Consider the following 25,076-nt stretch of genomic DNA (forward strand, 5'->3'; position numbering starts at 1 on the left):
GGTATAGTGAAGGTAATGCGAAAATTTATTCATGCTCAGGTACACCCTTTGAGGTTTTTAAAAGGGGTGTCCATTTTTCTTTCATTAGCTATCTGTTTTAATTTTACGCGTTTACAGGCAGTGCCTGTCTTCATTTTAATAAAGGGGGAAAAGAAATGAAATTGATGTGGCATTATACAATGCGCTACAAAAAACTATTACTTTTTGATTTCATCTGTGTCTTTGGTTTTATTATCATTGAGCTGGGTTTACCAACTATTTTAGCGCGGATGATTGATGCAGCTATTCCAGCCAAAAGTTTTAGTCAAGTACAGCAGTTGGGGCTGTTAATGGTTATTATTACTGTGTTGGGAGTGGTGATGAATATTCTCTTGGGCTACTTCACGACCCGTATTACAACCAACATTACGGCGGATATTCGCGATGATCTATTTGAAAAAACACAAGGATATTCCCATTATGAATACGAACAAATCGGGGTGTCTTCTTTAATTACCAGAGTGACTAATGACGCTTATCAAATTATGTTATTCATGCAAAATATTTTGCGAACTGGTTTTATGACCCCTATGATGTTTATTGTCAGTTTATATATGATTTTTCGAACGAGCCCATCTTTAAGCTGGTACGTGTTAGCGGCCTTACCGATTTTACTTTTAGCGGTGATTGCAATTGCCAAATTCTCTGATCCCTTATCGACAAAACAACAAGGGAATTTGGATAAAATCAACGCTATTTTACGAGAAAATTTGTCTGGTTTGCGGGTAATTCGTGCTTTTGTTAATGAAAAATTTGAAGAAAATCGATTTGAAAAAGTAAATAAGGCTTATGCATCTAGCTCAAAAAGTTTGTTTCGCTTAATGGCAGTAGCACAACCAGGATTTTTCTTCTTATTTAATATCGTGATGGTTTTAATTATTTGGAATGGGACAATCAAAATTGACCAAGGCAGTCTGCAAATTGGGGACTTAATTGCTTTTATCGAATATATTTTCCATGCCTTATTTTCTTTCATGCTGTTTGCTTCTGTCTTTATGATGTATCCAAGAGCAGCTGTCTCTGCTCGCCGTATTCAAGAAGCGTTAGATGCAACTTCTGAAATTGTTGAAAAAGAAGATGGCGTTACTACAACAGCAACAAAGGGTTATGTCGAATTTAAAAATGTTACCTTTGCTTATCCGGGTCATGCCCAAAGCCCAGTGATTCGTAATGTGAGTTTTACCGCACAACCCGGTGAAACAGTCGCCTTTATCGGCAGTACTGGTTCTGGTAAATCCACTTTAATTCAATTAATTCCGCGCTTTTACGATGTAAGTGAAGGAGAAGTGGTCATTGATGGGGTCAATGTAAAAGATTACCGCTTAAAAAGTTTACGGCAAAAAATTGGTTACATTCCCCAAAAGGCGCTCTTATTTACTGGAACGATTGCTGAAAACTTACGTTATGGAAAATTAGACGCTACCCAAGCTGATATGCAGCGGGCAGTTGATATTGCGCAAGCTGCCGATTTTATTAGCCAAACACCAAAGGGCTTTGATGCCGAATTGTCAGAAGGCGGCACTAATTTTTCCGGTGGTCAAAAGCAACGTTTAGCGATTGCCCGTGCGATTATTCGCGATCCAGAAATTTATATTTTTGACGATAGTTTCTCGGCACTGGACTATCAAACAGATGCCAAATTACGGGCTCGTTTGAAAAAAGAAACGACCCACGCGACAGTTCTAATTGTTGCGCAACGAGTTGGGACAATTATGCATGCTGACAAAATCATTGTTTTAGATGAAGGCAATGTTGTTGGAATGGGAACGCACCAAGAACTTCTGAAAAATTGCAGTATTTATTATGATATTGCAGCTTCTCAGCTATCAGAGGAGGAATTGGCACAATGAAATCATTCTCTTCTTTAAAACGTTTGGCTCGTTACTTGAGCCCTTATAAAATTACGGCTCTTTTAGTTTTATTTTTTGTCGTCTTGACGGTGGCCTTAAATGCAGCAATGCCCTATGTTGCAGGTTTGCCCACAACAGAAGTTGCTAAAAATATTGCAGAGGGACAAAAGATTAACTTTGATTATGTCTTTAAATGTTTGATTTGGATTACTGCAGTGGGGGTGGGCTATTGTATCGCCCAATTGCTGTCAGGATTGCTGATAACCAATGTGGTCCAAAGTGCAATGTATGACCTGCGGCAAGATATTGATGAAAAAATTAATCGTCTGCCAGTTTCATACTTTGATAAAAATCAACAAGGAAATATTTTATCCCGTGTAACCAATGACGTCGATGCGGTTAGTGGTGCGATGCAACAAGCCTTAATCGGAATTGTCAACGCAGTTTTGGGAATTATTATGGCACTTGCAATGATGTTTTACATCAACGTTCCAATGGCCTTGATATCGATTATTATGATTCCGGCTTCAATGTTGATTTCACGAGGAATTATTAAAATGTCCCAAAAATATTTCCAAGGAATGCAAAATGCTTTGGGAGATTTAAATGGTTACGTCCAAGAAAATATGACCGGTTTTAGTGTGCTAAAAGTCTACGGTCGGGAAAAAGAAACCTTAGACGGATTTAAAACGGTCAATCACCGATTAAAACATTTTGGGTTTAAAGCGTCCTTTATTTCGGGGCTTATGATGCCGCTTGTTTCGCTGACTGCGTATATCACGTATATTGTAATGGCGGTCTTAGGGAGCTATTACGTTATTGGCGGTGTAATTGTTGTTGGACAACTGCAAGCCTTTATTCAATATATTTGGCAAATCAGTCAGCCTTTAGGTAATATCACACAGCTTTCTTCTGTTTTACAAAGCGCATCAGCTGCTTCAACCCGCGTTTTTGAAATTTTAGATGAAGCAGAAGAAGTATTAAATGATGCTGATATTCCTTTACCAGCAGTGGTAAAAGGTGATGTGGAATTTGACCATGTTTCATTTAGTTACGCTTTAGATAAACCGTTGATTAAAGATTTGAATTTTACTGTAAAAGCAGGGCAAACGGTGGCAATTGTTGGGCCAACCGGAGCTGGGAAAACAACGCTAATTAATTTATTGATGCGTTTTTATGATGTAAATGCTGGTGCCATCAAAATTGACGGTGTCGATACGCAAAAAATGAAGCGTAGCGATGTCCGTTCGGTTTTTGGGATGGTATTGCAAGATGCTTGGCTTTATGAAGGAACTATCGGTGAAAACATTCGTTTTGGGAAATTAGATGCAACGGATTATGAAATAGTGGATGCCGCTAAGACGGCCAACGTGGATCATTTTATCCGCACGATGCCAGACGGTTATGAAATGATGATTAATGCAGAAGGAAATAATGTTTCCTTGGGGCAAAAACAATTGTTAACCATCGCGCGGGCAGTTATTTCAGATCCGAAGATTTTAATTTTGGATGAAGCGACAAGTTCTGTCGATACCCGTTTGGAAGCTTTAATTCAAAAGGCAATGGACAAAGTCATGGAAGGGCGCACAAGTTTTGTTATTGCCCACCGTCTATCTACTATTCGTGATGCTGATTTAATTTTAGTGATGAACCAAGGTTCAATTATTGAAAAAGGCACCCATGAAAGCTTATTAGCTGAAGGTGGCTTTTATAGCAAGCTCTATCAAAGTCAGTTTGCTGAAGATGGAGATTACGATTAATTAAAAAAACGAGACAAAGGTATCTAACTTTTGTCTCGTTTTTTCTTGCCTGACGGAAAGTATAAAACTTTCATCAGACAATTTGAAAAGTAAAAAAAGGTATCTGCAGGTATTTTTAGCTAAATAACCCTTTAATTATCTGTGGACTTAACAGCGTTTGTTGTTGATCCTGTGATATAATGTAGAAAAATTTTTGGAGATGACAAGAAAATTATGAAAAACTTTATCGCAAAAAATGCTGTTGTCATTGGGGATGTAACCTTGGGCAAAGACGTCACTGTTTGGTTTAACAGTGTGATTCGTGGGGATAGTAATTTTATCAAGATTGGTGATCGCACCAATATTCAAGACGGTACGATTATTCATGTTGACCATGACGCACCGACAGAAATTGCAAAGGATGTTACAGTGGGACATCAATGCATGCTTCATGGCTGCAAAATTGAGCAAGGCGCACTAATTGGCATGAGTTCGATTGTATTAAATCACGCCGTTATCGGTGAAAATAGTTTAATCGGCGCAGGTTCTTTGGTAACGCAAGGAACGGTTATCCCACCAAATGTTTTGGCTTTTGGACGACCAGCCAAAGTTATCCGCCCTTTAACACAAGCTGAAATTGCTAAAAATAAAGCCAATATCACCCACTATTGTCAATTGGGCCAAGAATTTCAAGCAGGAAAATATTCAGAGGTAAGTCAGTAAAGATAAGAGCTCTTTTAACAAAGTTTCGATATTTAAACGAAAACTGAGATCTTATTGCAAGTTTGGAGATCAAATTTGACTCATCGGTTTGTGAAAGCAGTTAAAGCGCAAATCGTTGCGCTTTTTTTCTTTCCTCGCTACACTTTAGACAAAGGTAAAAAGGAGGAATTTTTGATGAAACGTTTTGCTATAACTGGTTATGGAAAGCCCCATGATGTATTTGAGACAATTACAGACCAACCAAGAGAAATTACCCCAGGCCATATCCGGGTAGCAGTGCAGGCTTTTGCCGTTAATCCTTATGATATTTCTTTGCGAAGTGGGGCGCAGCAAGAATTTCGCAGTTTGAAATTTCCTTATGTAATGGGCAATGATGCGGCTGGAATCGTGACAGAAATTTTTCCTGGTGAAACAGATTTTGCTGTTGGCGATCGTGTAGTGATTCACCCAATTAGCGGAACCTATGGGCAAGAGGTCGTTTTGCCAAATAAAAAAGCGGCAAAAATCCCTGAGACAATGAGTTTTCCCAAAGCAGCAAGCATAGTTACAACCGGAATCACAGCGTACAATTTACTTTTTGAACTCCTACAGGTTGACAGTAGTCAAACCGTGATGGTGTTAGGTGCTTCTGGTGGAGTGGGGTCTTTACTTGTACAAATGTTGCATCAAAATAAAAATCATATTCTAGCAAGTGCGGCCCAAAAAAATGAAGCGAAAATTAAAAACTGGGGAGCAGATGAGTTTGTTGCCTATGATACAGCGAGTCCGGCAAAAACATTTTTTGAACAGGCGGATATTGTAATTGACGCGACAAAAGGGAGTAAAAGTGCAGATCTTGGTCTGAAAATTTTAAAACCTGGCGGAACATACGTTGCTTTAAATGAGCTGCCAAATCCAGCAGATCGTAAAGATGGGACGTATTTAAGTTTTGCCCCTAAAAAAGAATACCAGGACCAAACTGCTTTTGAATATTTGCTAAATGCTTATGGGGATGGCAAATTGGTTGTTAATATTGCAGAAGTTTTGCCTTTTGAATTGCGCAGCGTCATTTTGGCTCACGAAAAAATTGCGGGTCATCCAGCTGCTGGCAAAATTGTTATCGCCCAATCCTAAATGATAAAAGGGAACTCTTTTAATTAAAAAAAGAAAGCAGCACAAGTAATCTAACAAATTGAATTTTTGGTGACTATAATAAAAGGTAAACAAAAAAAGAATTGAGACAAAAGTCTCAATTCTTTTTTTTATCAATTATTTTGTCACCATAATTTCGTCAATCAAACCGTATTCTTTCGCTTGTTCAGCGGTCATAAAGTTATCACGATCAGTATCTTTTTCAATGACTTCTAGTGGTTGACCTGTGCGTTCGGCTAAGATATGGTTCAAACGATCACGGGTTTGTAAGATGTGACGCGCTGCAATTTCGATTTCAGTTGCTTGGCCTTGTGCACCACCTAATGGTTGGTGAATCATGATTTCGGCATTTGGCAAAGCAAAACGTTTGCCTTTTTCGCCAGCTGTTAATAAAAATGAGCCCATTGAAGCAGCCATGCCCATTACAATTGTTTGCACATCGGCTTTAACAAAGTTCATTGTATCGTAAATTGCCATCCCAGCTGTTACGCTACCACCGGGTGAGTTGATGTATACATAGATATCTTTTTCAGAATCTTGTGCGTCCAAGAAAAGTAATTGGGCGATGATTGAGTTTGCTAAGTCGTCAGTAACTTGACCGCTTAGCATAATAATGCGGTCTTTTAATAAACGTGAGTAGATGTCATACGCTCTTTCGCCGCGGGATGATTGTTCAATGACTGTTGGAATTAAATTCATAATGTAAAGTCCTCCTTTAATCAAATCGACGTTAATTATTGTACGTCTCAAGTTTAGCACATTTAAGCGATAACCTCTAAAAAGAAGTATAACCAATAGGTCAAAATAGGTCAAATGAAAAACTCGGAGAATGAATATTTTTTTGCTAACAAAAATAGCAGATCAAAATAGATAACAAAAGGGTGGCTAAAAACAGTTAAAAAATGCGAATCCCACAGAAGTTATGCTAAAATAAAAGACAAGAGAATTTAAGGAGGAAAAATATGATAGCAGTAGCAGCAGCCGGTTTTTTTGGTGTTTTGGTGGGTGCTTTAATCGTTACCATTGCTTTTAATTTACGTATTCGTTATGACGAGAAAAAAGAGCAAAAACGACGAACTTTGGAACACAAAGTAAAAGAAATTGAAACCTTAAACCAATTAAATAAAAAAATCAATGAAATTTTACAAAAGCGTAGCGTCTTAATGGAAGAATATGTCAGCTTTGATGCCTTTGATGATTGTTATATCACAATTGATGACTATGCTTACTTGCAATCATTTGCAGCTCAAAATAATTTTTATTTACCAAACTATATTTTAGAAGAGTTTTTCAAAAATATTGCGCAACGAAAAGTTATTTTGTCACCAGATGAAACGATTAAAGTTGGAGGTTACGCTTATAAGGGTGGTCGTGTGATTATGGAGCATTTTTCCGACGATTTAACAGAATTGATCAATGAAAGAAAAACAGAGTTAAAGCGACTTTCAGATAGTACGTTGACCTATTTTAGCGCGTAATAATTTTAAAAAAAGATGAGAAGCTGATGCAAGGTGTCTTCTCATCTTTTTTGCGGTATTTATTTCATGTTAGAGTAGCTGTCTGGTACATAAAATACAGATAGAAGTGGTACAATTACTAATGAAGAAAAAGATAAGGAGGCAACGGTGATGACACAAATCGTAGCCCATCGCGGTGCCAGTGGTAGCCGACCGGAAAATACACTACCTTCTTTTGCCGAAGCAGTGCGGGCAGATAGTGACGTGATTGAGTTAGATGTTCATTTGTCAAAAGACGGTCACCTAATTGTGATGCATGATGAAGACGTTGAGCGAACGACAAATGGAAAAGGCTTGATTCGAGAAAAAAACCTGGCTGAAATAAAAAAATTAAATGCCGGTAGTTGGTTTTCTGAAAGCTATCAAAATACTAAAGTACCAACCTTAAAAGAAGTGTTGGATTTATTAGTCATGCGCAATTTCCGAGGAGTATTGTTAATTGAACTAAAAACCGATCACTACCATTATCCTGAAATCGAAATGAAAACAGCTACTTTAATGACAAGTCGTCTTTGGCCTTTTAAACATTGGTATTGTAGTTTTAATATTGATTCCTTAGATATTATTCATAAATTAGAACCTGACACACAACTAGATTTGATTTTAAGCACCAGTGATAAAAAGGTACTTCAAGCACTGGACCGGCCATATATTGAAGGTATCCATCCTAAAATCGACTGGGTTTTGAAAAATAAAGCAACGTTACCTGATTTACCATTAGCCGTGCGTCCTTGGACGATTGATGATGAAACCCTAGTGAAAGAATGTGTTGCGTTAAATACGGCAGGAATTATTACCAATTTCCCAGAAAAAGTACAGCAATATGTAAAAAATGCACGAAATAAGCCAAATAAATGAGGATAAAAATGAAAGTATTAGTGATTGCAGGGCCAACTGGTGTGGGAAAAACAGCACTAAGTATTAAGCTAGCCCAAAAATTCAATGGTGAGATTATTAGCGGGGATTCATTACAAGTTTATCGTCAATTGGATATTGGGACAGCCAAAGTAACCAAAAAAGAAGCCGCGGACATTCCCCATCACCTGATTGATATTTGTGATTTTACAGCAGCGTATTCAGCTGCTGATTTTCAAAAACAAGCGCGAGCAAAAATTGCGGCAATCTCAGCCAAAGGTAAACTGCCCATTGTTGTTGGCGGAACAGGTCTTTATATCCAGGCACTGCTTTATGATTATAAATTAGGCGCGCCAGAAGATTTCGGGCAACAAGGGGAGCATTTGCGACAAAAATATCAGGCTTACGCCCAAAAAGAGGGGAGAGTGGCTTTGTGGCAGCTGCTTTTAAAAAAAGATCCACTAGCCGCTGAAAAAATTCATTTTAATAATGAGCGAAAAGTCATCCGTGCATTAGAAGTCTTTGATTTAACCGGTCATAGCATTACAAAACCTAAAGATGAACCGCAAAAGCTTTACGATGATTTTTTAATCGCTTTAACCACAGAGCGAAAGGTGCTTTATGAGCGTATTAATCAGCGGGTAGAGTTGATGTTTGCTGCTGGATTAGCAAAAGAAGCAACCCTTTTAGAAGATTATGAAGATGTCCAAGCGGCAAAAGGGATTGGTTACCGCGAATTTTTCCCTTATTTTAAAAGTGAAATTAGTCTTGATGAGGTGAAAGAGGCAATTAAATTAGATTCAAGACGTTACGCAAAACGACAATTAACGTGGTTTCGTAACCGAATGGAAGTGACAACTTGGGTCGATTTGATTACGCAACCAGAAGCAATTGAAGCTTTGCAGCAGAAAATACAAGCGTGGTTGGAGGAGTAGCATGGAACAAGAAAAAGTTATTTTAGTCGGGGTAGAAACCGAAGAGACTTGGAAAAATTTTGGTGAATCTATGCAAGAATTAAAAGGTTTGACCAAAACGGCTAAAGGAGAAGTTTGTTTTTCGTTAATTCAAAAACGGCCCCAAGTGGATCGTCAAACAATTATCGGAAAAGGAAAATTGACGGAATTAAAAAATTTAGTCGGAAGTTATGAAGCAGATTTGGTAATTTTCAACCATGAACTGACACCACGTCAAAGCCAAACTATTGCCGATTTTGTGGCAGTGCCAGTTATTGATCGCGTGCAGTTAATTTTAGATATTTTTGCTTTGCGGGCACGATCTAAGGCGGGGAAACTGCAAGTAGAATTAGCGCAATTAGAATATTTATTGCCCCGTTTAGTGGGCCAAGGTAAATATTTATCTCGCTTAGGTGGAGGGATTGGTACAAGAGGGCCTGGTGAAACCAAGTTAGAAACAGATCGACGCCATATTCGTAATAAGATAACAGCGATTAAGCGAGAATTAAAAGACGTGGCGGCCCATCGGGAACGTACGCGTCAAAGAAGAAAAAACAATCGCTTTCAAATTGGTTTAATTGGTTATACCAACGCTGGCAAGTCCACGATTATGAATGTATTAACAGAAGCAAAAACTTATGAACAAGATGAACTTTTTGCAACATTAGATCCTTTGACAAAACGCTGGAAATTGCCGGAAGGTTTTGAGGTTACGTTAACGGATACGGTTGGTTTTATTCAAGATTTACCAACGCAGTTGATTGATGCTTTTCACTCTACGTTAGAGGAAAGTCGCGATATGGACTTGTTGTTGCATGTTGTTGATGCCAGTTCACCTGATCGTACCCAACAAGAGCAGACGGTTTTAGAGCTGATGAAAGAATTGGATTTTGATAAAACCCCGATTTTAACGGTCTACAATAAGGCTGACAAAATTGATAAAGCACAATTTGTGCCAACCCTATTTCCCAACGTATTAATTTCAGCTAAGAGTAGCCGCAGTAAAGCTGAATTGACTTCGGCTGTGCGCTTGCAACTGATGGAAAACTTAGAACCTTACAATGTTTATTTAAAACAAAATGAAGGGAAATTACTGGCACAACTGAAAAGTGAAACGTTACTGGTGCATGAAGAGTTTTTGCCAGAATCAGAAAAATACTTGGTCAAAGGTTTTGCATTACCTGAAGCCAGTGTGATAAGGAGAATGGAAGATGAATTGGACAGATGAATTTGATCCGTCTTTGGTAGCCGCAATTGAGCGAGTTGAGCAAAAAATTGCGCCACGACAAGAAGAGTTACGGCAAATTGCTTTGAGCAATCAAAATAAAGTTTTACGCGCATTTTCAAATCAGCATATTTCAGAAACGCATTTTTTACCTTCAACAGGATATGGAAATGATGATATGGGACGGGATGCTTTAGAAGCCGTTTATGCAGAAACGTTTGGTACACAGGCAGCATTAGTACGCCCACAAATTGTTTCGGGAACCCACGCAATTGCTACGGCTTTATTTGGGGTGTTACGTCCTGGGGATGAACTACTTTATATTACGGGGACACCTTATGATACCTTGCTTGAGGTAATCGGTTTAGCCGGAAATGGAATTGGTTCAATGAAAGAGTATGACATTTCATACCGTCAAGCTGATTTGACAGACTCAGGGGAAGTCGACTTTGATGCTGTAAAAGCAAAAATTAATCAAAAAACCAAAGTGGTTGCTATTCAGCGTTCCCGTGGCTATGCTGCCAGACCTTCATTTACCATTGCAAAAATTAAGGAAATGTGTGATTTTGTTAAAACAATTGCGCCAGATGTCACTATCTTTGTTGATAATTGTTATGGCGAATTTGCTGAATTATTAGAACCAACACAAGTAGGAGCTGATTTAATGGCAGGCTCTTTGATTAAAAATCCTGGCGGTGGTATTGCCAAAACGGGTGGCTACTTAGTTGGGAAAAAAGATTTAATTGAAAAGTGTGCTTATCGTTTAACTACACCAGGTGTAGGGGCAGAAGGCGGCGCCATGTTAGGCAATGTATACGATATGCTCCAAGGGTTTTTCTTAGCCCCTCATGTCGTTAGCCAGGCTATTCAAGGTGCAGTTTTCACATCAGCGTTATTAGCAGAATATGCTATTGCGTCAACCCCTAAGTGGGACGATCCTAGAACAGATTTGATTCAATTAGTCGAACTTAAAGAAAAAGATGCGATGATTACCTTCGCACAAGCTATTCAACGTTTTTCACCAGTAGATGCCTTTGTTGCCCCGGTACCTTCTTATATGCCTGGTTATGAAGACGATATTATTATGGCAGCAGGAACTTTTGTTCAAGGTGCGAGTATTGAGTTAAGTGCAGATGGTCCTTTGCGGGAACCGTTTTCATTGTACGTTCAAGGTGGTCTAACTTATGAACATGTTAAAATTGCAGTCGCTAACGCAGTAAATGCTGTTTTTCATCAAAATAAAAAATAATTTTAGTTTTTTTAATTTCAACTGAACCTTGTTAATTCAAGGTTCTTTTTATTTGTCAGAAAAATTTTTATTATTTATGTCAGAAAAGCTAACATATAGCCTTGACTTTCAAAAATGGGATTGGTATAGTTATCCCAAGTTAAAAAACCAACCGGAAAGGAGTAGTTTCATGCGAGAAAAAGAGTTGCGCCGATCAATGTCAGTTTTTCCGATTGGGACGGTGATGAAGCTAACAGATCTTACTGCGCGACAAATTCGTTATTACGAAGAGCAAGATTTAATTCATCCCGAAAGAAGTGAAGGCAATCGTCGTATGTATTCTTTGAATGATATTGATATTTTACTTGAAATCAAGGATTACTTGTCTGAAGGTTTAAATATGGCAGGGATCAAACATGCCTATGAAATGCAAAAGCAGCAGGAAAAAATTGCAAAAAATAAAAAACCGCTGACTGACCAAGATGTTCGACAAATTTTTTATGATGAACTACTAAGCCAAGGTGGTTTAACACAACAAAATCCATTTAAGCAGGGTCCACGAATGTAGGCGTTGTTTGAAAATAAAAAAACTAATTAAGGGTGGGATTATATGCCTCGCGTAAATTACACAGCAACAGATATCAAACGTATTGTCGAAGAAGAAAATGTTCGTTTCTTACGTCTAATGTTCACAGACATTATGGGAACAATCAAAAATGTTGAAGTTCCAGTAAGTCAATTGGAAAAAGTTTTGGATAACAAAATGATGTTTGATGGTTCTTCGATTGAAGGTTTTGTCCGCATCGAAGAAAGCGATATGTATTTGTATCCAGATTTATCTACTTGGATGATCTTCCCTTGGGAAAGTGAACATGGTAAAGTCGCACGTTTGATTTGTGATATTTATAATCCTGATGGCACACCGTTTGCTGGCGATCCCCGTGGTAACTTGAAGCGCGCTATGGAAAACATGAGACAATTAGGTTTCACTTCGTTTAATTTAGGGCCAGAGCCAGAATTCTTTTTATTCAAACTAGATGAAGATGGTGAAATTACAACGGAATTAAATGATGCTGGTGGTTATTTTGATTTTGCCCCGACAGACTTAGGTGAAAATTGCCGCCGGGATATTGTGTTGGAATTAGAAAGTCTAGGCTTTGAAGTGGAAGCGTCTCACCATGAAGTGGCTCCTGGACAACATGAAATCGACTTTAAATATGCCGACGTTGTCGATGCCTGTGATAATATCCAAACCTTTAAATTAGTAGTAAAAACAATTGCCCGCAAACACGGTCTACACGCGACCTTCATGCCAAAACCATTATTTGGGATTAATGGTTCAGGGATGCACTGTAATATGTCCTTATTTAAAGGCAAAGAAAATGCTTTTTATGATGAAGCAGGAGAAATGGGCTTGAGCCAAACTGCATATCATTTCTTAGGCGGATTAATTGAACATGCCCGGGCCTATACAGCTGTCTGCAATCCAATCGTCAATTCATACAAACGCCTTGTTCCCGGCTATGAAGCTCCGGTTTACGTAGCTTGGTCTGGTCGCAATCGTTCACCGTTAATTCGTGTGCCAGAATCTCGTGGTCTATCAACACGTTTGGAGTTACGTTCAGTTGATCCTTCAGCTAATCCATATTTAGCAATGGCAGTATTATTAGAAGCCGGTCTTGACGGTATTCGTCGTGAATTGACGCCGCCACCAGCAGTTGATCGCAATATTTATGTCATGAATGAAATAGAAAGAGAAGAAGCGCAAATTAAAGATTTACCTTCAACATTACACAATGCGATTAAAGCGTTACGCAAAGATGAAGTAATGGTTGATGCTTTAGGGAATCATATCTACCAAAATTTTGTGGAAGCAAAACGTTTGGAATGGGCATCGTTCCGTCAAACTGTTTCTGAATGGGAAAGAGAACAATATTTAGAGTTGTATTAAAAACAGGAAAACAAACCGCTTTGAGCTACGGCTTAGGGCGGTTTGTTTTGTGTTTTTCTGAAATTGATGCGAGCTAATGGGCTATTTTTATTTTGTTGAAAATTGACAATCAGGGTCCTTCACCACTACTATTAGGAAAATGGAAAATAAAAGAGGGCATACATATGTTGGATTTATTTATTTTGATGATGGAGCGAGTAGGCTTAATTATTTTATTAGCCTTTTTATTAGTAAATGTCTCCTATTTTAAGCGCGTACTAGAAAATCGGGAACAGTTTTCTTCTAAAGTCATTTTGATTGTTGTTTTCGGGCTGTTTGCCATTTTAACGAATTTTACCGGAATTGAAATTGCGGGTAATAAGATTGTACCAAGCAATTTTTTAACCCATATTTCAGAGAACACCTCCATCGCCAACGCCCGTACGCTAGTGATCAGTGTTGCCGGTTTAGTGGGCGGCCCGAGTGTTGGCGCAACCGTGGGTGGGATTGCAGGGATTCATCGCTTTTTCCAAGGTAGCGGGCAAGGTAGCTTTTATATCTTTTCTTCTTTTTTGATTGGTCTTGTTTCAGGCTTAATCCGATTACTACTAATTAAAAAGCAGTGGCAAAATAAAGCTTGGGTCTATGCGCTGGTGGGTATTTTGATGGAATCCATTCAAATGGTCTTCGTGGCTTTTTTTAGCGGACCAGCATTAGCGCAAATGATTGCTGGACCAATGATTATGATTAATGGCATTGGGACGTTTATTTTCATGTCCATTATTAATATCACCCTAAAACAAGAAGAACAAGCCAAAGCGGTTCAAACGCATGATGTATTAAATTTAGCAGCTCAAACTTTACCGTATTTTCGGGCAGGGTTAAAGCGGGAGTCCAGCCAAGCAGCAGCAGAAATTATTCAACGCTATACCAAATTAGCCGCAATCAGTATTACCGATAAACATCAAATTCTAGCCCACGTGGGGGCAGGCAGCGATCACCATATTCCAGAAATTGAAGTGATTACTGAACTTTCTAAAAAAGTTTTGCAATCTGGAAGTATGCTAATTGCCCATAGTAAAGAACAAATTGGGTGTAAAAATCCTAATTGTCCTTTGGCTGCTGCGATTGTTATTCCACTTTTTGCTCATGAAAAAGTTGTGGGCACTCTGAAAATGTACTTTACCGATGAAACAAAATTGACTTATGTGGAAGAAGAGCTGGCAGAGGGTCTAGCAACGATTTTTTCTTCTCAAATCGAGCTAGGGGAAGCAGAAGAAAGAAGTCAACTGTTAAAGGATGCCGAAATTAAATCGCTGCAAGCTCAAGTAAATCCCCACTTTTTCTTTAACGCCATTAATACAATTTCCGCTTTAATGCGCCGTGATACCAATCAGGCTCGCAGTTTATTATTACAGTTAAGTACGTATTTTCGGGGGAATTTGACTGGTGCACGCCAAACAAAGCTACTTTTAAGCCAAGAATTGCAACATTTAGCAGCCTATTTACAATTAGAACAAGCTCGATTTCCTAATCGTTACCAAATCGATGTGAAAATAAAAGACGAGCTTCAATCAGCTTTGATTCCGTCATATGCTGTCCAGATTTTGGTTGAAAATGCGATTAAACATGCTTTTTCTAATCGTAAAGAAAATAATCATGTTCACGTAACCATTACCAGTAAAAAAGATGTTTTAATTTTACAAGTGGAAGACAATGGTGTGGGAATAAAAGCTGCGTTATTGTCGCAATTAGGCAAACAAGCTGTTGTTTCTGAAAAAGGAACGGGGACAGCGTTGGAAAATTTGAATCGACGTTTACACAGCTTATATGGCGATGCCGGTCAGTTAGAAGCGGAAAATAAAGCAGCTGGTGGTGCGGTCTTTACCATTAGCCTACCATTGGAGCTTGAAGGAGGAAATGAATAATGCATGTGCTTTTAGTTGATGATGAGCCCTTAGCAAGAGAAGAGTTAAATTATTTGGTCAGTCAACATCCTGCTGTGACCAGTGTGGCGCAGGCAGAAAGTGTGTTAGAGGCGATGACTAAAATGATGGAACAAAAACCAGATATTCTATTTTTAGATATTCATTTAACTGACGAAAGTGGTTTTGAATTAGCAGAAAAACTCGTCACCCTCAGTGATCCACCTTACTTGGTTTTTGCCACAGCCTATGATGATTACGCATTGCAGGCGTTTCAAGTCAACGCGAGTGACTATTTATTAAAGCCCTTTGAAGAAAAAAGAGTGATGGAAATTATTGATAAAGCAAAAAAACAGGTGAATAAAAACCAAAGAACAACAACCAAAAGCGTAGAACAATTTTCAACGTTTCCCATTCATAGCGACGATCGTATTTTTTTAATTAATCCTGAAACGGTTCAAATGGTTTCAGTGGATGAACGCAGTCTTAGCATTTTTACCGATGAAAAACAGTACGTGACAACAGGAACCTTAAGTGGGATTGAACAAAAATTACCGCCAGCCCTTTTTATTAAAACGCAGCGTAGTTTTATTATTAATGTGACAAAGGTAAAGGAAATCCAGCCTTGGTTTAATCATACACTGCAAGTTACGATGGAAAATGGGGAAAAAGTTCCCGTTAGCCGCTCCTATTTAAAAGCGTTTAAAGAGCGGTTAAATTTAGAATAAATAGGTGTGAAAAATCGCGATAAAAGGTTGTAGAAACTGATGAAACGCGGTGCATTTGTAAAGAGGACACATGACGGTGTAAGTCATGTGCCTTTTTTTGCATTTCATGATTCAAATGACGCAACTTATGAAGAAAGCGGTAACAAAGTTGGGAATTCTCGTATACTAAGCATGTAAACAAAACAAAGGAGCGAAAAAACATGGAAAAAAAAGTTTATTCATTCTTACAACAGGCTTTCGTATTTGCACTAATTATGCTCATTTCAAATGGTATTGCTAAAGTATTACCTCTTGCAATTCCACCTTCATTAATCGGGATGCTACTTTTATTTGGTGCTTTATGTACGGGCATTGTTAAATTGGAGCAAATTGAAGGATTAGCTAACAGCTTATCAAGTGTGATTACTTTCTTATTTGTGCCATCAGGTATTTCGCTTGTTAATTCATTAGGGATTATGAAAAGCTCTGGCATCCAAATTCTAGTGGTTATTCTCATTGCAACTTTAGCTTTAATGGCAGCGACAGGTTGGGGCTCAAGTTTATTATTGGGTATTAAAGATCGCCATGCACAAGCAGATGAAGAAAAATCACTTAACAAAGGTTTAAAGGAGGTTTCTTAATATGACACCATATGTTGGTATTATCATTTCTCTAGTCGTTTTTGGTATCGGTACATTTTTATTTAAAAAAAGCAAAGGCTTCTTCTTATTTACTCCGTTGTTTGTCGCGATGATATTAGGTGTTATAGTTCTAGAAATCACAGGTATCAGCTATGACGACTACAATGAAGGTGGCAAAATTATCATGTTCTTTTTAGAACCTGCCACAATCGCCTTTGCCATTCCCTTATATAAAAAACGCGATATCTTAAAAAAATACTTTATGGAAATTATGGTAGCCATTACAATTGGGTCGGTCGTTTCAGCCGGTTCTGTGGTTTTAGCTGGTTACATAATTAAGATGCATCCCCAACTCATTGCCTCTTTACTTCCCCAAGCGGCAACAACAGCAATTGCGGTTCCTGTTGCTACTTCAGTTGGTGGTATCGCTTCTATCGCAGCTTTTTCGGTTATCTTTAATGGTGTTTTAGTTTATGCATTAGGTGCTATTGCTTTGAAATGGTTTAAAGTTAAAAATCCAATCGCTAAAGGCTTAGCACTCGGCGCGGCGGGTCATGCTTTAGGGGTTGCCGTTAGTATGGAGATGGGGGAAACGGAAACAGCGATGGCAAGTATTTCCGTTGTCGTTGTCGGAATTACAACAGCCGTGGTAGTTCCAATTGTCGCAAGTGTAATGGGAATTATTTAAAAATAAAGGAGTATTGACAAATGCAAAAGACAGTAGATTTACAGACAAACGCTTGGCAAGGATTTAAAGGAAAACAATGGCAAGGAGAAATTAACGTACGTGATTTTATCCAAGCAAACTACACACAATTTGACGGCACAGATGAATTTCTAGCTGGCCCAACAGAAGCTACCACAAAACTTTGGGATCAAGTAATGGAATTAAACAAACAAGAACGCGACAACGGTGGCGTTTTAGACATTGACACAAAAGTAGTTTCAACGATTACTTCTCATGGTCCTGGTTATTTAAATAAAGATTTAGAAACAGTGGTTGGTTTCCAAACAGACAAACCTTTCAAACGTGGTTTACAACCATTTGGTGGAATCCGTATGTCTGAACAAGCCGCTGAAGAATACGGTTTTGAAATCGATCCTGAAATTTCACATATTTTCCGCGACTACCGCAAAACCCATAACCAAGGGGTCTTTGATGCGTATACACCAGAAATGCGCGCAGCACGTCGCTCAGGTGTCATTACTGGTTTACCAGATGCCTATGGCCGTGGCCGTATTATCGGCGACTACCGTCGGATTGCATTATACGGGGTAGACTTTTTAATTAAAGAAAAACAAAAAGATTTAGCCAACTGTGGGAACGGTACAATGTCAGAAGACATCATCCGTCAACGTGAAGAATTAAGCGAACAAATTCGTGCGTTAGCTGAATTAAAAGAATTAGGTAACATTTACGGTTTTGATATTTCACAACCTGCGACAAACGCAAAAGAAGCTTTCCAATGGTTATACTTAGGCTACTTAGCTGCAATCAAAGAACAAAATGGTGCAGCAATGTCATTGGGTCGGACATCGACTTTCTTAGACATTTATGTGGAACGCGACTTAGAAAACGGCGTGATTACAGAAGAAGAAGCACAAGAAATCGTGGATCATTTCGTTATGAAATTACGTCTTGTAAAATTCGCTCGGACACCTGAATACAATGCCCTATTTTCTGGGGATCCAACATGGGTAACAGAATCAATCGGTGGTGTGGGTGAAGACGGACGTCACATGGTAACAAAAAACAGCTTCCGTTTCTTACACACATTAGCAAACTTAGGTCCTGCGCCAGAACCAAACTTGACAGTTTTATGGTCAACACGTTTACCACATAACTTCAAAACTTTCTGTGCGAAAATGAGTATCCAAACATCTGCGATTCAATATGAAAACGATGATGTGATGCGTCCTCATTGGGGCGATGACTACGGAATCGCTTGTTGTGTATCGGCAATGCGTATTGGGAAACAAATGCAATTTTTCGGTGCTCGTGCAAACTTAGCGAAAACCTTGTTATACGCAATTAACGGCGGGGTTGATGAAAAATCAAAAGCACAAGTAGGACCAAAATATCAACCAATCACTTCTGAATATCTAGAATACGATGAAGTTTTAGCCAAATATGATGCCATGATGGACTGGATTACAGAATTGTACTTGAATACATTAAACATCATTCACTACATGCACGATAAATATTCTTACGAACGGATTGAAATGGCATTACAAGATACAGATATCCTACGCACAATGGCAACTGGTATTGCTGGTTTCTCTGTTGCAGTTGACTCATTATCTGCCATTAAATATGCCAAAGTGAAAACAGTTCGTGATGAAAATGGAATCGTAGAAGACTACGTAATTGAAGGCGACTATCCTAAATACGGCAATAACGATGATCGCGTGGATGAAATCGCGGTGAACTTACTGAAAACCTTCATGACGAAAGTAAAACGTAACAAAACTTACCGTGATGCAAAACACACCACATCTATTCTTACAATCACATCCAATGTGGTTTATGGGAAGAAAACAGGGAATACACCAGACGGACGTCGTGCGGGCCAACCATTTGCGCCAGGGGCTAACCCAATGCATGGACGCGACACACACGGTGCGTTAGCAAGCTTGTCTTCAGTTGCGAAAATTCCTTACGACTATTCATTAGATGGTATTTCAAATACGTTTTCTATCGTACCAAAAGCCTTAGGTCGTGACGAAGCAACCCAAGAAGAAAACTTAGCAACCATGTTAGACGGATATGCAACAAAAGGTGGTCACCACTTGAACATTAACGTCTTCAACCGGGATACCTTGTTAGATGCGCAAGCACACCCAGAAAAATACCCACAATTAACAATTCGGGTATCTGGTTATGCCGTAAACTTCATTAAGTTAACGAAAGAACAACAAGATGACGTTATTGCACGGACAATGCACGAATCTATGTAATTTCAATTTTAAACGTACTACAAGGTGGCGGATGGGAAACTATCCGTCACTTTTTATTTTTGCTTGTCCTCTTCTTCACAAAAAACGTAGTGAAAAAGAGGCTGGAATTGCGGCATAAAAAATTTCTAGCCTCTTTTTTGAGACGTTTGTTTCAAGTATTTCATATACGAAAGGAAGTCATAAGCATGACTGTGACAGGTCGTATTCATTCAACCGAAAGTTTTGGTTCCGTTGATGGACCAGGCATTCGCTTTATCGTTTTTACCCAAGGCTGTCGGATGCGGTGTGAGTTTTGCCATAATCCGGATACTTGGAAAATTGGCAGTGGTAAAGAGCGTACAGCAGATGATGTTTTAGAAGAAGCCTTAAAATATAAAGAATTTTGGGGAGAAAAAGGCGGGATCACAGTAAGTGGTGGAGAACCGTTGTTACAACTTGATTTTTTAATTGATTTGTTCAAAAAAGCCAAAGCGGCTGGGGTTCATACGACCATTGATACCTGTGGGCAACCTTTTACCAGAGAAGAACCTTTCTTTTCAAAATTCAATACTTTAATGGAGTATACGGATTTATTGTTGTTTGATATTAAACATATCGACAATGACGCCCATAAAAAACTGACCAAACAAGCCAATACCCCTATTTTGGAAATGGCCAAATATTTATCTGAAATAAATAAACCAGTCTGGATTCGTCACGTATTGGTTCCTTATCGCAGTGATTATGATGCGTATTTGATTCGCTTAGATAGCTTTATTAAGACGTTGCAAAATGTCGATAAGGTTGAGATTTTACCCTACCACACGATGGGCAAGTACAAGTGGCAAGAATTGGGTTTAAAATATCCATTAGAAGGAATTGAACCACCGACGCGCCAAAGAGTGGAAAATGCTCAAGCATTATTACATGTTGCAGATTACAGTGGCTATAAAAAAGAAACACTGCTGGTGGTTTAATGTAAAACCTCACGCTAGCACCAATTTAAAAAGTACGGTTTATTTACCAAACAAGCGTCTGTGATAAAAAATTATCACAGCCGCGTATTTAAGACGTGTATGTTTTTAGTTTAAGTGATTTTCAGCTTTTTTAGGTCGCGATTTCTTCCCAACCCATAACACCTTTTTTATGATTTACATGAACAATCAGGTAAGCATCTTTTTTCATGGGATGGTCTTTTCTCGAGTTGAAATCAATGTCTAATTCTTCGCCACAAGCATTAAAACTGGCTAATTTGTAACGATATTTATAGACCTTATGTCCAGCTCCTTCACCGATATACGTACGTGTTCCAGCTTGGTTAATTTTTGTGTAATAATCATGGGTTCCGTAGTTATCATGGTACCAATAAAATATCCCGCCACTAGCTAACAAAAATGGGAGGACAGTAAAAATAATTTTTTTCATACTGATTCTTCCTTCTTTCTAACAGCCTAATTTTAGCTGAGAAGAAATTTAAAAAAAACAGGCACAAGTCGGAAATGAATTTGCGACTTTAGTCGTAAAAAATGAATTAAAATTAAGTTTTAAGGTTTCAGACTTTCTTAAATTGAAACCCCTTTACAAAAATCGATAGTTGACAAAAGAAAGGAGAGATTGTAATATCCTACTTGGGCACCCTAATTACTTAGGGTCAAAGTTCTGGAAAATATGCTCCCTATTCATTTTGGATAGGGAGCATATTTATTTTACAGAAGCTTTTCCTGCGAAAAAATATAGAGGGAGTTTTTAATTAATGACAAAATATATTTTTGTAACCGGCGGCGTTGTGTCGTCGATTGGTAAAGGTATTGTGGCAGCATCGCTAGGACGCTTATTGAAAAATCGTGGATTAAAGGTAACGATTCAAAAATTTGATCCTTATATCAATGTCGATCCTGGTACGATGAGTCCTTACCAACATGGAGAAGTTTTTGTAACAGATGACGGGGCAGAAACGGATTTAGACCTTGGTCACTATGAACGTTTTATCGATATTAACTTAAATAAGTATTCCAATGTAACAACCGGTAAAATTTATTCTGAAGTTTTGCGTAAAGAACGCAAAGGAGAATATTTGGGCGCAACTGTTCAAGTAATTCCACACATCACGAATGAAATTAAAGAAAAAATCATGCGGGCTGCAAAATTAACCGATTCTGATGTCATTATCACAGAAGTCGGCGGAACAGTTGGTGATATTGAATCATTACCATTTTTAGAAGCATTGCGCCAAATGAAAGCTGACGTGGGTTCAGATAATGTGATGTACATTCACACGACGTTGATTCCATACTTAAAAGCAGCTGGGGAAATGAAAACTAAACCAACACAACATAGCGTAAAAGAATTACGTGGTTTAGGTATTCAACCAAATATCTTAGTAGTTCGGACAGAACAGCCTGTTTCACAAAGCACGAAAAATAAATTAGCGCAATTTTGTGACGTGGCACCAGAAGCGGTCATCGAATCTCGGGACGTGGAAACATTGTATTCCATTCCATTAGCATTGCAAGCACAAAAAATGGATCAAATTGTTTGTGAGCACTTGAAATTAGATGTACCAGAAGCAGATATGACTGAATGGCAAGCGTTGGAAGAAAAAGTACTCAACTTGAAGAAAACCACCCGAATTGCCTTAGTTGGTAAATATGTTGAATTACCAGATGCATACATTTCAGTAGTAGAAGCATTAAAACACGCTGGTTTTGCATTTGATTCTGATATTGCTATTGATTGGATTCAATCAGCTGATGTGAATAAAGACAATGTAGCAGAAGTGTTAAAAGATGCTGATGGTATTTTGGTTCCTGGTGGTTTTGGCGATCGTGGAGTAGAAGGTAAAATTGAAGCGATTCGTTATGCCAGAGAAAATGATGTCCCATTTTTAGGTATTTGTTTAGGTATGCAAATGGCTTGTGTGGAGTTTGCCAGAAATGTAGTGGGCTTAAAAGATGCTAATTCAGCTGAAACAAATCCTGATACACCAAACAATATTATTGACCTAATGGCAGATCAAGAAAATATTGAAAACATGGGGGGAACATTGCGCCTTGGTTTGTATCCATGTAAGTTGAAAAAAGGAACAAAAACAGCAGCTGCTTATAACGATGCCGAAGTTGTACAAGAACGTCACCGTCATCGCTATGAATTTAACAATAAATACCGGGAAATGTTTGAAGCAGAAGGTTTAGTCTTCTCAGGTGTTTCGCCAGATAATCGACTAGTAGAAATCGTGGAACTACCAGACAAGAAGTTCTTTGTTGGTTGCCAATTCCATCCAGAATTAATTTCTCGACCAACACGCCCACAACAACTAATTAAAGCCTTTGTTGGTGCTGCGTTAGAAAACCAATAGGCGTGTCTTTCCTGAGTAACATTTAAATAAAAGCCAAATACCTGAAACAAAAAATACCTGCGTCTTGATGTAAAAGTTGCAGAAGTATATTTTTGTTTCAGGTTTTTTGTTAGTTGTTCAAGCTAATTTTCAAAAATTAAGAAAAAGTCTGTGAAATAATTTGCAGAGCAAAATAATTGCTGCTGTTATCTTTTGAATTAGAAAAGCAATGGCAAAGGGGAATGTACCAAAGTTTTTCAGAAAAATATTTGAAAACAGCCGCTATTTAAATTTGTGCAATCTTTTTATGAAAGAATTAATCTGCCATTTTAGTGGTAATAGCAGGAAATATTTGCTAAAATAGTAGCGTTGGTTAGGATATGCCTAACAAATAAAGTTTATTAAAACTTAGGAGGAATTTTTTATGCCAGTAGTATCAGCAGCAGAATTTCTAAAAGCAGCCCGTAAAGGTGGTTACGCTGTCGGCGGTTACAACACAAATAACTTAGAATGGACTCAAGCGATTTTGGAAGCAGCAGAAGCTAAAAAAGCCCCTGTTCTAATCCAAACTTCAATGGGTGCAGCAAAATACATGGGTGGTTACAAATTAGCTGTTAACATGATCAACGACTTAGTTGAATCAATGAATATTACAGTTCCAGTTGCAATCCACTTAGACCATGGTGACTACGAAGCAGCTTTAGCATGTATCGAAGCTGGCTACACTTCAGTTATGTTCGATGGTTCTCATTTACCATTTGAAGAAAACTTGAAATTAGCTAAAGACGTTGTTGCAAAAGCACACGCTAAAGGTATCTCAGTTGAATGTGAAGTTGGTTCAATTGGTGGGGAAGAAGACGGTATCATCGGTGCTGGCGAATTAGCTGACATTGAAGAATGTAAACAAATGGTTGCTACAGGTATCGACTACTTAGCATGTGGTATTGGTAACATCCACGGTGTTTACCCAGAAAACTGGCAAGGTCTTGCATTTGACCACTTACAAGAAATCGCAGATGCTGTTGGTCATGATGTACCATTAGTATTACACGGCGGTTCAGGTATTCCAAAAGAACAAATCCAAAAAGCTATCTCAATGGGTGTTTCTAAAGTTAACGTTAATACTGAATTCCAATTATCATTTGCTAAAGCAACTCGTGAATACATCGAAGCTGGCAAAGATCAAGAAGGTAAAGGCTTTGACCCTCGTAAATTATTAGCACCAGGTAAAGCTGCTATCGTTAAAGATGCTGAAGAACACATTGACTGGTTCGGTTCAGCTAACAAAGCTTAATTACATTAAACTTTTAAACTTCAGATCAATTTGGTCTGAAGTTTTTTCTTTTTAAATGACCCAAAACCTCGTTAGAATCAGCTGATTTTAACGAGGTTTTATTTTGGCAGTGAATATCGGTTTATTTGTTTGGATATGCTTAATTAGCTGGTCTAACGGGAATTAAGACTTCAAAAATTTGATCTTCAGGATTTTCTGAGGCCGCTTCATCTTGCCAAAGCAATTCCCAAATATCGCCATTTAAAACCAAATTATTATCTTTTAAGTAATTACGAAAACGATTGTTAAAAATATTAATATAATGAATTTCATCTTTCATAAAACCAGAAACATAATAACCGGCTGGTCGTTGTATGATACGTTGTTTCTCGTAATGGGCTAAGCGTTCAGGTGGAATTTTAACTAAGGCACGATAAGGCGCTGCATGAAAATTTTCTTCATAAAACGCCGCACCATCTACTAAAAAACCAATCGGATAGCCACTAAAAAGATCGCTGCTGTCAACAGAATTATAAAAACGCCCATAGACTTGCAGAGCATCAATGTCATCAAAGTTTTCGATAATATCTGAGATTACAAAATACTCAGCTTCTCTGTAAGTATATGTGATTGATTTTAAATCGAAATTTTCTAAGGTAGTGTAGCGTGTAATATAACTATCAAGGGAATTACGAATGCGTTTAAGTTTATTTATCTCTTCGTCGACTTTTTCTTTTTGGCGTTTGAAACCAGCTAAAACAGCAGTAACGTTTCTATTTTTCAAAAAAGTATCAATTTCATCAAGTGAAACGTCAAGATTTTTCAAAAGTAAGATAACGTCCAGTTCAAAATACTGTTCAATGCCGTAATAGCGATAGCCGTTTGGGCCAATTTTTGCAGGCTTGAAGAGATTTATTTGATCATAATAAATTAACGTTCGGCGGCTGATGCCGGCATAATTTGCCATTTCACTTACGGTTAAATATTTTTTCATCAAAAAGTTTCCTTTCCGTCTTGACTGTAACGTTACGTTACAGTTTATCCTACCATAGGAGAAGGAGGGAAA

General features: G+C 38.2%; 22 protein-coding genes. 19 read left to right on the forward strand and 3 right to left on the reverse strand.

Features of this window, described 5'->3' with window-relative positions:
- Positions 1-155 precede the first annotated feature (155 nt).
- From AC6R0T_RS03535 to AC6R0T_RS03550, 4 genes are all read left to right on the forward strand, one after another.
- Positions 156-1,889 (forward strand): ABC transporter ATP-binding protein, encoded by a 1,734-nt coding sequence (locus AC6R0T_RS03535; RefSeq protein WP_206904277.1) that lies wholly within the window; start codon positions 156-158, stop codon positions 1,887-1,889.
- Positions 1,886-3,649 (forward strand): ABC transporter ATP-binding protein, encoded by a 1,764-nt coding sequence (locus AC6R0T_RS03540; RefSeq protein ID WP_230711369.1) that lies wholly within the window; start codon positions 1,886-1,888, stop codon positions 3,647-3,649. The genes AC6R0T_RS03535 and AC6R0T_RS03540 overlap by 4 nt, the downstream gene beginning before the upstream one ends.
- Before the next feature lie 213 nt (positions 3,650-3,862).
- The gene (locus tag AC6R0T_RS03545; protein ID WP_230711367.1) at positions 3,863-4,351 is read left to right on the forward strand and encodes a gamma carbonic anhydrase family protein; all 489 of its coding nucleotides are present in this window, start codon (positions 3,863-3,865) and stop codon (positions 4,349-4,351) included.
- A 174-nt stretch (positions 4,352-4,525) separates the two neighbouring features.
- Positions 4,526-5,464, forward strand: coding sequence for an NADP-dependent oxidoreductase (locus AC6R0T_RS03550; protein ID WP_206904267.1), 939 nt, complete (start codon positions 4,526-4,528; stop codon positions 5,462-5,464).
- Between the two features lie 135 nt (positions 5,465-5,599).
- Here AC6R0T_RS03550 and clpP read toward each other — a convergent pair whose 3' ends face one another.
- Positions 5,600-6,181 carry an ATP-dependent Clp endopeptidase proteolytic subunit ClpP gene (gene clpP / locus AC6R0T_RS03555; RefSeq protein WP_206904265.1) on the reverse strand — a complete coding sequence of 194 codons (582 nt, stop codon included), beginning with the start codon at positions 6,179-6,181 and terminating at the stop codon, positions 5,600-5,602.
- Between the two features lie 266 nt (positions 6,182-6,447).
- Between clpP and AC6R0T_RS03560 the strand changes: the two genes are divergently transcribed.
- The 13 genes from AC6R0T_RS03560 (at position 6,448) to pflA (ending at position 20,380) form a co-directional block, all read left to right on the forward strand.
- On the forward strand, positions 6,448-6,960 hold the full coding sequence (locus AC6R0T_RS03560; protein WP_396140065.1) for a hypothetical protein: 513 nt from the start codon (positions 6,448-6,450) through the stop codon (positions 6,958-6,960).
- Positions 6,961-7,110: 150 nt separating this feature from the next.
- Positions 7,111-7,857, forward strand: coding sequence for a glycerophosphodiester phosphodiesterase family protein (locus AC6R0T_RS03565; protein WP_282461471.1), 747 nt, complete (start codon positions 7,111-7,113; stop codon positions 7,855-7,857).
- Between the two features lie 8 nt (positions 7,858-7,865).
- The gene (miaA, locus tag AC6R0T_RS03570) at positions 7,866-8,789 is read left to right on the forward strand and encodes a tRNA (adenosine(37)-N6)-dimethylallyltransferase MiaA (RefSeq protein WP_303753362.1); all 924 of its coding nucleotides are present in this window, start codon (positions 7,866-7,868) and stop codon (positions 8,787-8,789) included.
- 1 nt (position 8,790) lies between these two features.
- Complete coding sequence (gene hflX / locus AC6R0T_RS03575) at positions 8,791-10,035, forward strand: GTPase HflX (protein WP_303753361.1); 1,245 nt, start codon at positions 8,791-8,793, stop codon at positions 10,033-10,035.
- Positions 10,019-11,281 carry a methionine gamma-lyase family protein gene (locus tag AC6R0T_RS03580; RefSeq protein ID WP_303753360.1) on the forward strand — a complete coding sequence of 421 codons (1,263 nt, stop codon included), beginning with the start codon at positions 10,019-10,021 and terminating at the stop codon, positions 11,279-11,281. The genes hflX and AC6R0T_RS03580 overlap by 17 nt, the downstream gene beginning before the upstream one ends.
- Before the next feature lie 169 nt (positions 11,282-11,450).
- A complete protein-coding gene (locus AC6R0T_RS03585) occupies positions 11,451-11,828 on the forward strand; it encodes a MerR family transcriptional regulator (RefSeq protein WP_016172695.1) in 378 nt (125 codons plus the stop codon).
- 42 nt (positions 11,829-11,870) lie between these two features.
- Positions 11,871-13,211, forward strand: coding sequence for a type I glutamate--ammonia ligase (glnA, locus tag AC6R0T_RS03590; RefSeq protein ID WP_303753359.1), 1,341 nt, complete (start codon positions 11,871-11,873; stop codon positions 13,209-13,211).
- A 164-nt stretch (positions 13,212-13,375) separates the two neighbouring features.
- Positions 13,376-15,118: a sensor histidine kinase gene (locus AC6R0T_RS03595; protein WP_303753358.1), complete on the forward strand. Its 1,743-nt coding sequence runs from the start codon at positions 13,376-13,378 to the stop codon at positions 15,116-15,118.
- Complete coding sequence (locus AC6R0T_RS03600) at positions 15,118-15,843, forward strand: LytR/AlgR family response regulator transcription factor (RefSeq protein WP_206904235.1); 726 nt, start codon at positions 15,118-15,120, stop codon at positions 15,841-15,843. The genes AC6R0T_RS03595 and AC6R0T_RS03600 overlap by 1 nt, the downstream gene beginning before the upstream one ends.
- 200 nt (positions 15,844-16,043) lie before the next feature.
- On the forward strand, positions 16,044-16,463 hold the full coding sequence (gene lrgA, locus AC6R0T_RS03605; protein ID WP_206904231.1) for an antiholin-like murein hydrolase modulator LrgA: 420 nt from the start codon (positions 16,044-16,046) through the stop codon (positions 16,461-16,463).
- Between the two features lies 1 nt (position 16,464).
- Positions 16,465-17,151, forward strand: a complete 687-nt coding sequence (gene lrgB / locus AC6R0T_RS03610) for an antiholin-like protein LrgB (protein ID WP_282461466.1) — start codon at positions 16,465-16,467, stop codon at positions 17,149-17,151.
- Between the two features lie 20 nt (positions 17,152-17,171).
- Complete coding sequence (gene pflB / locus AC6R0T_RS03615; RefSeq protein WP_526159700.1) at positions 17,172-19,424, forward strand: formate C-acetyltransferase; 2,253 nt, start codon at positions 17,172-17,174, stop codon at positions 19,422-19,424.
- Positions 19,425-19,609: 185 nt separating this feature from the next.
- Complete coding sequence (gene pflA, locus AC6R0T_RS03620; RefSeq protein WP_282461464.1) at positions 19,610-20,380, forward strand: pyruvate formate-lyase-activating protein; 771 nt, start codon at positions 19,610-19,612, stop codon at positions 20,378-20,380.
- 130 nt (positions 20,381-20,510) lie between these two features.
- Here the strand turns inward: pflA and AC6R0T_RS03625 are convergent, their stop codons facing one another.
- Entirely contained in the window at positions 20,511-20,828 is a 318-nt protein-coding gene (locus AC6R0T_RS03625; protein WP_303754518.1) for a YxeA family protein, read from the reverse strand.
- A 328-nt stretch (positions 20,829-21,156) separates the two neighbouring features.
- Here AC6R0T_RS03625 and pyrG point away from each other — a divergent pair, with 328 nt between their 5' ends.
- Positions 21,157-22,758, forward strand: coding sequence for a CTP synthase (gene pyrG, locus AC6R0T_RS03630; RefSeq protein ID WP_206903763.1), 1,602 nt, complete (start codon positions 21,157-21,159; stop codon positions 22,756-22,758).
- A 403-nt stretch (positions 22,759-23,161) separates the two neighbouring features.
- Positions 23,162-24,031, forward strand: a complete 870-nt coding sequence (locus AC6R0T_RS03635) for a class II fructose-bisphosphate aldolase (protein WP_016172687.1) — start codon at positions 23,162-23,164, stop codon at positions 24,029-24,031.
- Between the two features lie 139 nt (positions 24,032-24,170).
- Here AC6R0T_RS03635 and AC6R0T_RS03640 read toward each other — a convergent pair whose 3' ends face one another.
- Positions 24,171-25,004 carry a MerR family DNA-binding transcriptional regulator gene (locus AC6R0T_RS03640; protein ID WP_206903765.1) on the reverse strand — a complete coding sequence of 278 codons (834 nt, stop codon included), beginning with the start codon at positions 25,002-25,004 and terminating at the stop codon, positions 24,171-24,173.
- Positions 25,005-25,076 lie beyond the last annotated feature (72 nt).

The organism is Enterococcus sp. S86.2, from assembly GCF_059834485.2.